This window comes from Mesorhizobium sp. M8A.F.Ca.ET.202.01.1.1, assembly GCF_004791595.1.
Classification (GTDB): Bacteria; Pseudomonadota; Alphaproteobacteria; order Rhizobiales; family Rhizobiaceae; genus Mesorhizobium.
On the sequence record NZ_SRUN01000010.1, the window covers coordinates 188,093 to 200,708 of the forward strand.

At 62.3% G+C, this 12,616-nt stretch carries 11 protein-coding genes and 1 tRNA gene; 5 read left to right on the top strand and 7 right to left on the bottom strand.

The genetic code is table 11. The features are described 5' to 3' along the window. Positions 1 to 76: 76 nt before the first annotated feature. On the top strand, positions 77 to 823 hold the full coding sequence (locus EN845_RS21900) for a 3-oxoacyl-ACP reductase family protein (RefSeq protein ID WP_127872445.1): 747 nt from the start codon (positions 77 to 79) through the stop codon (positions 821 to 823). Between the two features lie 211 nt (positions 824 to 1,034). Continuing rightward, positions 1,035 to 2,921: a murein L,D-transpeptidase gene (locus EN845_RS21905; protein WP_127872444.1), complete on the top strand. Its 1,887-nt coding sequence runs from the start codon at positions 1,035 to 1,037 to the stop codon at positions 2,919 to 2,921. A 3-nt stretch (positions 2,922 to 2,924) separates the two neighbouring features. Here EN845_RS21905 and EN845_RS21910 read toward each other — a convergent pair whose 3' ends face one another. From EN845_RS21910 to EN845_RS21930, 5 genes are all read right to left on the bottom strand, one after another. Continuing rightward, positions 2,925 to 3,401, bottom strand: a complete 477-nt coding sequence (locus EN845_RS21910; protein WP_127872443.1) for a hypothetical protein — start codon at positions 3,399 to 3,401, stop codon at positions 2,925 to 2,927. A gap of 115 nt (positions 3,402 to 3,516) precedes the next feature. Continuing rightward, a complete protein-coding gene (locus EN845_RS21915; protein ID WP_127872442.1) occupies positions 3,517 to 4,260 on the bottom strand; it encodes a lysozyme inhibitor LprI family protein in 744 nt (247 codons plus the stop codon). Between the two features lie 121 nt (positions 4,261 to 4,381). Next, positions 4,382 to 4,639, bottom strand: a complete 258-nt coding sequence (locus EN845_RS21920) for a PepSY domain-containing protein (RefSeq protein WP_127872441.1) — start codon at positions 4,637 to 4,639, stop codon at positions 4,382 to 4,384. A gap of 272 nt (positions 4,640 to 4,911) precedes the next feature. Beyond that, a tRNA-Val gene (locus EN845_RS21925) sits at positions 4,912 to 4,986 on the bottom strand. 137 nt (positions 4,987 to 5,123) lie between these two features. Then, the gene (locus EN845_RS21930) at positions 5,124 to 5,807 is read right to left on the bottom strand and encodes a phosphoglycolate phosphatase (RefSeq protein WP_127872440.1); all 684 of its coding nucleotides are present in this window, start codon (positions 5,805 to 5,807) and stop codon (positions 5,124 to 5,126) included. A gap of 248 nt (positions 5,808 to 6,055) precedes the next feature. On the opposite strand from EN845_RS21930, the gene rpiA reads away from it, so the two are divergent. The 3 genes from rpiA to gor all read left to right on the top strand — a co-directional run bounded on the left by rpiA (position 6,056) and on the right by gor (position 8,911). Continuing rightward, positions 6,056 to 6,787: a ribose-5-phosphate isomerase RpiA gene (gene rpiA / locus EN845_RS21935; RefSeq protein ID WP_127872439.1), complete on the top strand. Its 732-nt coding sequence runs from the start codon at positions 6,056 to 6,058 to the stop codon at positions 6,785 to 6,787. After that, complete coding sequence (locus tag EN845_RS21940; RefSeq protein ID WP_135907118.1) at positions 6,774 to 7,400, top strand: DUF2059 domain-containing protein; 627 nt, start codon at positions 6,774 to 6,776, stop codon at positions 7,398 to 7,400. The genes rpiA and EN845_RS21940 overlap by 14 nt, the downstream gene beginning before the upstream one ends. Positions 7,401 to 7,519: 119 nt before the next feature. Further along, the gene (gor, locus tag EN845_RS21945; RefSeq protein WP_127872437.1) at positions 7,520 to 8,911 is read left to right on the top strand and encodes a glutathione-disulfide reductase; all 1,392 of its coding nucleotides are present in this window, start codon (positions 7,520 to 7,522) and stop codon (positions 8,909 to 8,911) included. A 56-nt stretch (positions 8,912 to 8,967) separates the two neighbouring features. Here gor and mgtE read toward each other — a convergent pair whose 3' ends face one another. Further along, positions 8,968 to 10,332, bottom strand: a complete 1,365-nt coding sequence (mgtE, locus tag EN845_RS21950; protein WP_127872436.1) for a magnesium transporter — start codon at positions 10,330 to 10,332, stop codon at positions 8,968 to 8,970. A gap of 270 nt (positions 10,333 to 10,602) precedes the next feature. Beyond that, positions 10,603 to 12,495, bottom strand: coding sequence for an ABC transporter ATP-binding protein/permease (locus EN845_RS21955; protein ID WP_167531431.1), 1,893 nt, complete (start codon positions 12,493 to 12,495; stop codon positions 10,603 to 10,605). Positions 12,496 to 12,616: the final 121 nt, after the last annotated feature.

A 12,616-nucleotide genomic window follows, 5' to 3' on the forward strand; every position in this document is an offset into this window, starting at 1 on the left:
TACATAAATGAGTTGACGCAATCAGGCAAGGCTGGCAGATATTTATGTATCAATCACTACATAAATGGAGAAACCGATGGCATCCAGGAATTTGAACGGCAAGGCGGCACTCGTCACCGGAGGCAGCCGCGGCATCGGCGCGGCAATCGCGCGAAGGCTCGCGGCGGAGGGGGCCGATGTCGCGCTGACCTATGTGCATGGCGAGGACCAGGCCCGCTCGGTCGTCGCCGAGATAGAGACCAAGGGCGGTCGCGCGATCGCGATCAAGGCCGACAACCGCGACGCCGAAGCCATAGACCAGGCGGTTGCCGATGCGATGACCGCCTTCGGCCGGCTCGACATCCTGGTCAACAGTGCCGGCATCTGGCGCGCCGCACCCATCGATATGCTGTCGCTTGCCGATTTCGACGAAACCATGTCGGTCAATCTGAGGGCGCCGTTCATCGCCTCGAAAGCGGCGGCAAGACACATGGGCGAGGGCGGCAGGATCATCTCGATCGGCAGCAATCTGGCCGAACGGGTCACCGACACCAACCTGGGAGCCTACTCGACCAGCAAGGCGGCGCTGGTCGGCCTGACCAAGGCATTGGCCCGCGACCTCGGGCCACGCGGCATCACCGCCAATGTCGTCCATCCCGGCTCGACGGATACCGACATGAACCCGGCCGACGGCCCGCATGCCGAACATCAGCGAAAGAAGATGGCAACTCCGCGATTCGGCAAGGCGGAGGACATCGCCGGCATGGTTGCCTGGCTCGCAGGTCCAGAGGGCCGTTTCGTCACCGGAGCCGCGCTGACCATCGACGGTGGCGCAAACGCCTGAAGACGCAGGGATCCCCGCGGCCGGGGCGACCCAAAGGTCGCCCCGGCCGTCACGATCTTGTGAAACCGTTCTGCAACAGGCCCGCCGAAATTTATGAAAGCTTAACGAAATCGGTATGAATCGGTATAGTCGCGCCTTACATCCGCCATGCGGTTAGCGGGACGGTCTAGCGTGCGGAACGGGAACCGGTTGCGGCCGGAGCGGGTGATCCATGAACTTCCTCGGTAAAAAAGCAACCGTGATGCCGCTGGTGGCGATTACGGCGACGCTGGCTTTCGGCACGCCCCAGGCAGGTGCCCAAGGGCTTTTCGACATGCTGTTCGGCGGCGGCATCAGGCATGAGCCGAACGGCGAGTTTCCGCCTCCTCCGCCAAAGCACAAGCCGAAGGCGCCGGCCGGTGGCGACGGCGGCGGTGCGAGGATCAGCAGTCCGTCCTACTATACTTACAAGGCCGACAGACTGGTGCGCGTCGACTTCTCGACGCTGGCCACCGCGCCGCAGCCGGCGGCGCCGCAAGATGCCGCTTTCGTTCCCTCGGCCACGGGTGCTGCTTTCCACGATGCCATTGCCGGCCTCAGCGACTACGAACTCTATGCCGAGCCCGACATCGCCAAGGCGCTGATCGCCTACTACTCTGCCAACCCGGATTTCATTTGGGTAGGCGGGACAAGCCCCAACAACCGTGCGCAAGATGCCGTGCGGGTGCTTGGCGAGGCTGCCAGCTACGGCCTCACGCCCGCCGACTACACGGTCGATGTGCCTGCGCTCGGTTCGACCTCGGCGGACGACGCAGCCAAGTTGAAGGAACTCGTCCGTTTCGAGATGGCGCTTTCCGCGCGTGTCCTGCGTTACGCCCATGACGCCCAGAGCGGCCGTGTCGAGCCCAACCGCATGACCGGCTACTACGATTTCCCGGCCAAGCCGCTCGACATGGTGGGCGTGCTGAAAACACTGGCGCATACACAGGAAGTTCGCACCTACCTCGAATCGCGCCATCCGCAGAATGCGGAGTACCAGGCGCTGCGCGTCGAACTGGAATCACTGCAGGCGAGCGCCGAGAACGAGATCGTCGTCGATCCGAAACTGCTGCTGAAGCCGGGCGAAACCAGCCCCGAACTGCCGAAGCTCCTGTCGCTGATCGCGCGCAATCTCGATGACGAGATGGGCGGCACCTATGGCGAGGTGCTGTCGCGGCTGGCAACCAGCGAAGTCTATGTTCCCGAACTGGTCCCTCTGATCAAGGCGGTGCAGCAGAAGGAGGGCATGAAGGGCGACGGCGTCATTGGACCGCGCACCGTCGCCTTGCTGGCGGGGACGTCGAAGGCCGACAGGCTGCTCAAGGTTCAGGTGGCGCTGGAAGAACTGCGCTGGCTGCCTTCCGATCTCGGCAGTCCGCGTGTTTTCATCAACCAGCCCGCCTTCACCGCGAGCTACATTGACGACGGCCAGGAAAAGCTGAAGACACGCGCCGTCGTCGGCCGTGTCACCAACCAGACGGCCTTCTTCTACGACCAGATCAAGCAGGTCGATTTCCATCCCTACTGGGGCGTGCCGCAGTCGATCATCGTCAACGAAATGCTGCCGAGATTGCGTGGCGATCCCGGCTATCTCGACCGTGCCGGCTATGAGGTGACGGATTCACGCGGCAAGCGCATTCCGTCGTCGGCGATCAACTGGGGCGATTATGGCGCCAACATTCCCTACAGCGTGCGCCAGCAGCCGAGCGAGGCCAATGCGCTGGGAGAATTGAAGATCCTGTTCCCCAACAAGCATGCGATCTACATGCATGACACGCCCCAGAAATCATTCTTCAAGCAGGACATGCGCGCGCTCAGCCATGGCTGTGTACGCCTGCAGGATCCGCGAGGAATGGCGGCGGCGGTGCTTGGCACCTCTGTCGATTATATCGCGGAGAAGCTGAAGCACGGACACTCGACCGAGGATGTGACGCGCAAGATCCCGGTCTATGTCGCCTATTTCACGGCATGGCCCGACATGTCCGGCAAGGTCGAGTATTTCAGCGACGTCTATGACCGCGACTCGCGGCTGAAGCAGGCCCTAGACGCGACCGAGGCGGTGCGCTCACCGTCGAGCTAACAGTCAACGCTCCGACAGCGGGCGCCGGAAACCGGCGTCGCGCCCGGCGATCAGCCAATAGACCAGCCCGGCCACAAGACCAGCGGCGGCTATGATGCCGATGTCGGCCCAGCGCTCCAGATCCACGTCTTCCGCCGCGCTCGGCCAGATCAGGAAGAAGCCGCCGGCGGCCGCCGCGGCGCCGAAGAACATGTGCAGCAGGACGCTGCGCAGGGAGAAGAACTCGGCGATCAGCGCGAAAATCAGCGTCTGCGGCGCTGTCACCACAACCGTCAGGAAATAGATCAACATGCCGAGCGGCGGCACCACAAAGCCCGCGATCGGCGAGACGCCCATGAGGTCGAAATAGGCCGGCGCGTTGGGCAGGGCGCTCAACGCGGCATAGATCGCCACCACGGCGATCAGGCCAACCAGTATCGCGACAAAATAGCCGGCGAGCATCATCAGGACGCGCTTCATCAAGTGCTTCGCAGTCGACATGCCCACCCCCGTGAAGCCCGGTCACTCCACAATCAGCCATCAATGGCGAATTGACGCAAGGGGAGACAGAGACTGTCAGCGTCTTGGCCCGACGCGGACGGACGAAACCCGCCGTTCAGGCGCCGCCGCACATATGCTGCGAATCCGGCAGAGCCCAGGAGCCTTTCGAGACGAGGTCGACGGAATAATAGACCCGGCCACGGTCGTCGTCCTTGGGGCAGTCCCTGGGAATCGAGATCAGGCATATGACGACCGGTTCTCCAACCTTCGAGGCGGCCAAGCCGGCCTCGCGATCATAGGAGACAGCCCCGCCGCCATTGGTGAACGTGGTCGCGCTGCCCGCTTCGGGACTGGCCGTTTCCAGCGGATCGTCGCCGAGCCGGGCGCTAAGCGTCTTGATGTGCGTCGATGCGCATTGGCCGATAGCCGAAGGCAGGGGCTGATCGACGTGCCCGGGGTTTCGCCCGGCGGCTTCGAGCGCCTTCTTGCCAATCAGCGCGATGTTGTAGTCCTGGATCCAGGAAGGCGCATTGCCATAGGTCTGCAAGGCGTTGTTGAGGGCGCTGACGATACAGGCCGTATCGCTCTCGCAGGCATTGCGGTCGGCGATCAGCCCGCGGGCAATCCTGCGCTTGTCGCCGCCGAACGCCGGCTCGAATCCCTTGAACGCCTTCGAAACCAGCAGATCGATCGCCGACAGCTGCGGGTCGGCACAGATCGCTTTTTCCGCGGGCACTGCAGCCTTGGCGCAGTTGAAGGACGGGCCATCGGCTCGCGCGGGAGAAACGGCAAGGAAGCCGTCGGCTGGGATGATGGCGAGTACAGACAGAAAATAGGTTCCAGCGAAACATCGCATCATAGCCCCCAAGCCAACAGGTTTGTCCAAGGCATAACATACCCTAGGATGGACAATGTGGGCGCGCGTTTCGTCGCTGAGAATGCTCGGAGGCAGCGCATTGGCGACGAGGTCCCTGCGAACCTTATTTTGGTTCGGCCGTCACAGGATCGAAGTCGATTTCGACCTTTGCCTTGTCCGAGGTATAGTAGGTGACGGTGTAGCCGTCTTTGTCCCAATCGACTTCTTTCACGTAGCGAAAGCCGTCGCGTTGCTCGACCTTCGCGATGATCTCCGACAGCTTCTTGGCATTGGGTGGCGGCAGGGGAGCTTCATCCGCGGCAAAGGCCGATCCGCTGGTAAGAAGAACGGCGACGCTGGTCGCCAGCAGCAATCTGGACATGGTTTTCCCTCAGGTTTCGACGGAGGGAAACTCGCTGGTGTATTGGTTGGTTCCGGAGGCAGGGAACTGTTGGCCCAAAAGAAGCGTGACCGCGCCGACGAAAGACATCTAAACCCGTCGTGTTTTCGGACGACTTGGAACGTCGAGTTTCCGACCATGATTTTGCACTGGCCTACATTTGCTTACGCGCCAGCAAGCCTTGTCCTACGCGCCAGTAAGCTTTCAAGAGAATTTGATTGCGGCCGAACATCCAACGATTTCTTCAGGTTGGATGGTGGGCGATGCAGGGATTGAACCTGCGACCCCACCCGTGTGAAGGGTGTGCTCTCCCGCTGAGCTAATCGCCCGCTCGTTGCCCGAAGGCCAAGCGAGCCGCGATATAAGGGAGGCCGGCCGGTTAAGTCAAGGCAGTGTCTGGTGTTCTCACACAGATCGGATTCGCGGTCCCGGCTGGCCCGTTCCGGAGAGATTTCGTCCCCGGCGCTCAGTGTGCGGCGGCGCCGATCAGCCCTTGTGCCAGATCGAGCGTCAATGCATCAAAATGCGATATCACCGCCGAGGGCTCGAACTCGCGCACATGACGATCGGTGTAGCCGAAATCGACGGCGACGACAGGAATGCCGGCGGCCTTGGCAGTGTCGATATCGGTTTGCGAATCGCCGACCATCAAGGCGCGGTGCGGATCGCCACCGGCCAGTTTGATGGTTTCGATCAGGTGGCGCGGATCGGGTTTGCGAAACGCGAACGTATCCTGTCCGGCAATTGCCGCGAAATGCCTGGTCAGGCCGAGCGCCTCGATCAGCGCCAGCGAATTGGCTTCGAATTTATTGGTGCAGACGGCCAGCAGATAGCCGGCCTTCTCAAAGCGGGCAATCGCCTCGATCACGCCGGGGTAGGGGCGGGATTTGCCCGGAATGTTGTCGGTGTAGTGATCAAGGAACAGTTTCAGCAGCCGGTCGTGCTCCTCAACCTTGAGGGATCGTTGCTGCGCGGCATGCGCCCGTTCGATCATCACCCGGCCGCCATGGCCGACGAAGCGTTTGAAGCCGGCCTCGTCGACGGCCGCCAGTTCGCTGGCCGCCAGGCTGTGGTTGAGGCTGTCGAGCAAGTCCGGCGCCGTGTCAATCAGCGTTCCGTCGAGGTCGAACACGATGATCGGGCGACTCATGATCCATCCTGAGCAGGTTTGCGCATCGGCAGGCGATAGCGGCTGCGACGCTTTAAGGCAAGCAAACTGGTGGCGCAGCCGCCAAGGGCTTTGACCCGGCCAGCAAAAATGCTAGGAGCCCAAACGCCAAAGCGCGTCGCATCGAAACGGACCCATGCGACACGCCTTGGGTTTTGTTTCATGCATGTCGTTCCCAAACCGAGGTCACTGTTGGGCGACGTGCATCAGGTTTCGGGGCAGCAAGCAGCATGGATGCGAGGCAATTGAAGGTCGAGGCCGCGCGGGCGGCTCTTGCCCATGTCACCGACGGCATGCGGCTCGGCATCGGCACCGGCACCACTGCCGAGGAATTCGTGCGGCTGCTCGCCGACAAGGTTGCCTCAGGCATGACCATTATCGGCGTGCCGACCTCGGAACGCACCGCCGCGCTGTGCCGCGAACTCGGTGTGCCGCTGTCGACGCTGGAGGAAACACCCGAGCTCGATCTCACCGTCGACGGCGCCGACGAGGTCGACGGTGAGCTGACATTGATCAAGGGCGGCGGCGGTGCGCTGCTGCGTGAGAAGATCGTGGCCGCGGCTTCGCAGTGCATGATCGTCATCGCCGACCGTTCGAAGATGGTCGAGACGCTCGGCCGGTTTCCTCTTCCCATCGAAGTCAATCAGTTCGGCCTGCGCTCGACCGAGATCGCCGTGGCCGTGGTGGCCGGAAATCTCGGCCTTTCCGGTCCGGTGACATTGAGGATGACGGGAGGCCAGCCTTTTGTTACAGACGGCGGCCATTTTATCCTCGATGCATCTTTTGGCCGCATTCCGGATACAAGAGCGCTTTCGAATGCTCTCCACGCCATTCCTGGCGTGGTCGAGCATGGTCTTTTCATCGGGCTGGCGTCAGCGGCCATCATCGCCGGCGGCGACGGTATCCAAACCGTCCATGCCGCCCGAAAACCAGGGAGTTCTACCGATCATGATGTTGCATAACCGGGTTCGCCGTCTTTCAGTTCTCGTGGCGGCTTCGGCTGTCTTCGCGTTCTCCTCGCCTATCTTCGCGCAGGACGTCACGGAATCGCATCTGAAGGCCGCACGCGCCGCGGTCGCCGCGATCCACGCGACCGACCCGTTCGACAACATCCTGCCGCAGGCCGCCGCGGCGCTCGAATCGCAGCTCATCCAGAAGAACCCTGACATGCAGGAGCTGATCGGCAAGACGATAAACGAGAAGGCGCTGGCGCTGGCCTCGCGCCGCGCGGACCTCGAGAAGGAAGCGGCTCTTGCCTATGCGAAGGTGTTTTCCGAAAAGGAGCTCACCGACATCGCGGCCTTCTACAGTTCCGAGTCCGGCAAGAAGCTGCTCGACAGCGGCCCGACCGTGACGCGTGACCTCGTCAAGGCCGCCGACATCTGGCAGAACGGCGTAGCCCGCGATCTTGCCCAGCAGGTCGGCGAAACTCTGGCGGCGGCGGCAAAAGCGGAGGCGGTGGCTGCGCCTACGCCCGCGCCCGCCGATGGCGCCGCTCCGGCAGACAATGCGGCCCCGGCGGATGGCGCCGCCCCCGCGGACGGATCGGCTCCCGCCGACGGCACGCAGAACTGATCCTGCATTTCAAACGCGGCCCTTGCGGCCATCTGTAAAGCCCGGCCTGTCCGGGCTTTTCTTTTGATGGTTTGCGGCCTACCTGTCACTCACATTTTCGACGTTCAAGGAGCCGCTTCATGGCCGGTTACGACTACGACCTCTTCGTCATCGGCGGCGGCTCCGGCGGGGTGAGGGCGGCGCGGGTCGCGGCAGCACTCGGCAAACGCGTCGGTATCGCCGAAGAATACCGTTTCGGTGGCACCTGCGTCATCAGGGGCTGCGTGCCGAAGAAACTCTATGTCTATGCCTCGCAGTTTCCCGAGCATTTTGCCGACGCCGCCGGTTATGGCTGGACGGTGCCGGAAGCCAGCTTCGACTGGCAAACGCTGGTCGCCAACAAGGACCGCGAGATCAGCCGCCTGGAAGCGATCTACAAGAGGAATGTCGAGGGCTCGGGTGGCGAGACCTTTCATTCGCGGGCGATGATCGTCGACCCGCACGTGATCCATCTCCTGGGCGAGGACCGCACCGTCACCGCCGATCAGATCCTGATCGCCACCGGCGGCCGTCCGGCTGCCCATCCGGCACTGCCCGGCCACGAACACTGTATCTTTTCCAACGAGGCTTTCGATCTCAAGGAGCTGCCGAAGGCGATCATGATAGAGGGCGGGGGCTATATCGCGGTCGAGTTCGCCAACATCTTTCACGGCCTCGGCGTAGACACCACGCTGGTCTATCGCGGTAAGGAAATCCTTGGCCGTTTCGACATGGACCTGCGGCGCACGCTGCATGAGACGATGGAAAAGAAGGGAATAAAAATCCTTTGCCATGCCGTCTCCGAATCGGTCAGCAAGCGGCCGGACGGGCGGCTCGACGCGCAGCTCACGAGCGGGCAGGTGCTAACGGTCGACCACGTGATGCTGGCCATCGGCCGCATCCCCAACACCGAGAATATGGGCCTGGAAGGCGTAGGCATCGAGATGACCGCCGCGACGGGTGCGATCAAGGTCGACCGGTTTTCCCGCACCAACATCGACAATATCTGGGCGATCGGCGATGTCACCAACCGTGTCCAGCTGACGCCGGTGGCGATTCACGAAGCCATGTGCTTCGTCGAAACGGCGTTCAAGAACAATCCGACCGCGCCCGATCACGACACGATCGCGACTGCCGTCTTCTCGCAGCCGGAAATCGGCACGGTCGGCTTGTCGGAGGACGAAGCCGTCAAGCGCTTCGCCGATATCGAAATCTACCGCGCCAGTTTCCGGCCGATGCGGCACACGCTGTCGGGCCGTGACGAAAAGATGCTGATCAAGCTGGTCGTCGACGGCGCTTCGCGCAAGGTTCTCGGCGCCCACATACTGGGGCCGGATGCCGGCGAAATGGCGCAGCTGCTCGGGATCCCACTGAAGGCGGGGCTGACCAAGGACGATTTCGATCGCACCATGGCCGTGCATCCGACCGCGGCAGAAGAGCTCGTCACCATGTACAAGCCGACCTATCGGGTGAAGGACGGCGAGCGCATCTGACGCCTCGCCTACCGGCGCGCCGCCACCAGCCCTGGCCGGCGGCGGCAGTCAAACCGCTATAGCAACGTGCCGCGCAGGATGACGAGCGCCACCGAGAAATAGATCACCAGTCCGGTGACATCGACCAGCGTGGCGACGAACGGCGCTGACGCACTGGCTGGGTCGAAACCGATCCGTTTCAGGGCGAAAGGCAGCATCGACCCCGAGAGCGAGCCGAACGTGACGATGCCGACCAGTGCAGCACCAACCGTTGCGGCAATCAGCGGCCAGTGCGGGCCATAGTCGTAGAAGCCCATATATTGCCAGAGCGCGATCCGGCAGACGCCGACCACGCCGAGCATGGCGCCGAGCACGAGACCGGTGGGCAATTCGCGCAACGCCACCCGCCACCAGTCACGAAGGCCGATCTCGCGCAACGCCAGCGCCCGGATGACCAACGAGGTAGCCTGTGAGCCGGAATTGCCGCCGGAGCTCATGATCAGCGGGATGAACAGCGTCAACACGATCGCTTTCTCCAGCTCGCCCTCGTAGCTTTGCATCGCATTGGCCGTCAGCATCTCGCTGATGAACAGCGCGCAAAGCCAGCCGCCACGCTTCTTGATCATGGCGACGAAGCTCATCTTCATATACGGCTCGTCCAGAGCCTCCATGCCGCCGAACCGATGCACGTCCTCCGTGGTCTCCTCGATCATCGTGTCGATGATGTCGTCGATGGTGACGATGCCGAGGATCTTGCCGTGGTCGACGACAGGGACGGCGAGCAGATCGTATTTGGAGATCGTCTGCGCCAGGTTTTCGCGATCGGCCAGCGGGCTGACCGTCACCGGCATGCGGTCGGGCGCAACCGACAGGATCGAGTCGCCCGGCTCACCGGTGATGAGCCGCCGCAAGCCCGTCGACCGCACCAGGAGGTGTGTTTGTGGATCGACGATGTAGATTGCGTAGATGGTCTCGCGCGTCCGCTCGACCTTGCGGATGTAATCGAGCGTGCGCCCGACGGTCCAGTCGGAGGGAACGCTTACGAACTCCGTCGTCATGATCGAGGCGGCGCTGCCTTCGGGATAGCCCAGAATGGAAAGCAGGGTCGCGCGCAGTGGCGGGGCCAATGCGCCGAGCAGTTCGGAGCGTGCCGGCTCGTCGAGTTCGCGCAGAATGTCGGCCGCGCGGTCGACGGACATGGCGGTGAGCAGCTTGCTCGCCTTGGGGCGTGGCAGGGCCTCCGCCAATTCGGGCGCGCTTTCGAGCTCAGGCTGGTCGAAAATCTCGACCAGCCGTTCGAAGGGCACGGCGCAAAGCAGCTCCGTCGCGGTTTCGCGCGACTCATGATTGAGCGCCTCGACAACGTCGGCGACATGGTCGTTGGCAAGGATGCGGGCGATGGCGACGGCCTCATCGTCCGCTACGGGGAAAAAATCGTTCATGGTTCACTCCTTGCCGTCCGGCAGGACGTGAACCATTCAGGTCACGTCTAGGCGGACGGCGGTTGCGTTCGACTGTGACTATCGCCAGGCATGGCGCGGTGACCTTTCTGCTTGCGGGTTCGCTTTTGACTGTCTGCAAGCCGGCGCAACATAGGAGCGAGCCTTGCCGAGTCAATCGCGGTGAGGGGGGAAAACAGTCCCGAACGGCCCTGATCGCGAGACTGTGATCACGGCGCGCCGGTTGACGCGGAAGTTCCCGTTACGTCGTCGTTATTTCTGCTTCAGCCGGCGCGAGAACCGCGTCCATTTGTCCTCGACCGGCCTTGGTTGGACCAGGATCGTGGTGAGTTCGACGGGCAGGCTCGGGGCGAGCGGCTTCTTGGTGGCGACACCGTCGGCAATCAAGACCATCGAGTGGTAGAACTCGGTCCCCGCAGCCGATCTCGGCGCCACGGCTTCGTGCATGACACTGATCACCGTCACATCGGGGCAGTTGTCCTTGATGGCCTGGTGGAAGGCAATCTTGCCGTCAGGATCGAGAGCACCGGTCGCTTCGTCGAGGAACAGCAGCCCCGGCTGCTGCAGTATGATACGAGCCACCACAAGCTTCTGCTTCTGGCCGCCCGACAGAACCTGATCCCAGCTTTTACCCTCGCGGCTTTCATTGGCCATGTGTTCGATGAAATCGCCAAGGCCAGCCTTGTGCAGCGCGGACGCAACCTGGGCATCGCCATGGTCGCGCTCGGAGCCGGGCAGGCAGACCAGCTGTTTCAGCGACACCTGCGGCAGCTTGACCTCCTGGGCGGCATAAAAACTCTTCACGCCCTCGGGGAAGACGATGGTGCCGCGGCCGTAGGGCCACAAGCCGTTGATCGCCTTGATCAGCGAGGTCTTGCCGCAACCGGATTCGCCTTTCAGGAAGGTCCATTCGCCGCGCCGGAAGCGCAAGTTGGCGGAACTGAGGAATGGCGTCGCGTCCTCGCCCTGGTGCGCCAACTCCAGCTTCTGGATGGTCAGGCCGAAAACCGGATTCTGGTTGGCGTAGTGGAAGTCGGAACGGCCGCTCTGGCTGTAGAATTCCTGCGGGTGCTGGACATTCTCGATCGCGTTGGCGAGCTCAGTCACACGCTGGCTGTTGGCGCGAAGCGTGGCGATGGCGGGCATGACATGGATGAACCACGAACACTGGCTGATGAGCTGGGCAACCATTTCGGAGCCGGTGATATAGCCTTTATAGTCCAGGCGACTGTGGATGAACGGCACCAGGCCCGGAGCATAGGCTACCATGCGGGCACCGATGAAATTGTAGATTAGTTCGAACGACATATAGCTGGTGTTGACGACATTCAGCCGTCCCCAGGTACGATCAATGTCGACATAGAGCCGGTCGTGCATCGCTTTCTGCACGCCTTCGCCATGTGAGGCGGCAACATGGAAGCTGCGGCGCAGAAATGTCGTAAGTTCGCTACGATAGCTCCCCTCGGCCTTCTGCATGCGAATATTGAGACGTTCCAGCAGGCTACCGAGCTTGACGGCGATCCAGGTGTTTAGGGGCACGTAAGTGGCAACGGCAAGAAGGGCGAGAACGGCGCTGCCATAGCTGCCAAGGAACTCCAGACCTTTGACCTCAACTGACGACTGCAACAGGTTCTGGCCGATAAAGTAGAGCGAGGTCGCCAGCCCCAGCACGCCCATGGCGAGGCCGATCGCACCGCCGGTCATGTCCTTGATCGATTCCTGGATGCGCTGGTCAACGTTGTCGGGCGCAACGATGCCGCCGTCCGCGGAACCATGTTGAGCATGGAAATGGGTATGGTTGCCGTCGAGCAAGGCCTGGTTGAATTGGTCGTTCAGCCAGCCACGCCATTTGCGGTGCAAGGTTGCCGAGACGAGATTGCGTATACCGGTGAAGCCGGCATCCTTGAGCAGGACCAGCAGCACCAGCACCCCGGCGTTGGTCAGGATTGTCTCCAGCGGGCGAGTGTTGGCGGCATCGTGCAGGAAGGCGATCGAATTCACCAATTCGCCCGAAGCCATGGCGAACCACACGCTGGCCTTGCTGGACAGCGCGGTGAGCAACGCGATCACCAGCGTCAGCGTCCAGGCTTCCTTCCAGCGGTCCGAGACCCAGTAGGCTCGCACGAGGCCCCAAAAATTGCGCATCGAGGATACCGGCGTCAGATGCGACCGCCCTGAGGCACCGCCTTGTAGTCCATCCGGTACTGACTCTTGCGATCGTCTGCCGATCCGAATCACGATCCCGCCCAAACCTTCTTTGTTTTGT

Coding starts and splice junctions, on each gene's coding strand:
- gor (WP_127872437.1), top strand. CDS start 7,520: ATGGCCGGTTACGACTACGACCTCTTCGTCATCGGCGGCGGCTCCGGC.
- EN845_RS21955 (WP_167531431.1), bottom strand. CDS start 12,495: ATGCGCAATTTTTGGGGCCTCGTGCGAGCCTACTGGGTCTCGGACCGC.
- mgtE (WP_127872436.1), bottom strand. CDS start 10,332: ATGAACGATTTTTTCCCCGTAGCGGACGATGAGGCCGTCGCCATCGCC.
- EN845_RS21915 (WP_127872442.1), bottom strand. CDS start 4,260: ATGATGCGATGTTTCGCTGGAACCTATTTTCTGTCTGTACTCGCCATC.
- EN845_RS21910 (WP_127872443.1), bottom strand. CDS start 3,401: ATGTCGACTGCGAAGCACTTGATGAAGCGCGTCCTGATGATGCTCGCC.
- EN845_RS21900 (WP_127872445.1), top strand. CDS start 77: ATGGCATCCAGGAATTTGAACGGCAAGGCGGCACTCGTCACCGGAGGC.
- rpiA (WP_127872439.1), top strand. CDS start 6,056: ATGGATGCGAGGCAATTGAAGGTCGAGGCCGCGCGGGCGGCTCTTGCC.
- EN845_RS21940 (WP_135907118.1), top strand. CDS start 6,774: ATGATGTTGCATAACCGGGTTCGCCGTCTTTCAGTTCTCGTGGCGGCT.
- EN845_RS21930 (WP_127872440.1), bottom strand. CDS start 5,807: ATGAGTCGCCCGATCATCGTGTTCGACCTCGACGGAACGCTGATTGAC.
- EN845_RS21905 (WP_127872444.1), top strand. CDS start 1,035: ATGAACTTCCTCGGTAAAAAAGCAACCGTGATGCCGCTGGTGGCGATT.
- EN845_RS21920 (WP_127872441.1), bottom strand. CDS start 4,639: ATGTCCAGATTGCTGCTGGCGACCAGCGTCGCCGTTCTTCTTACCAGC.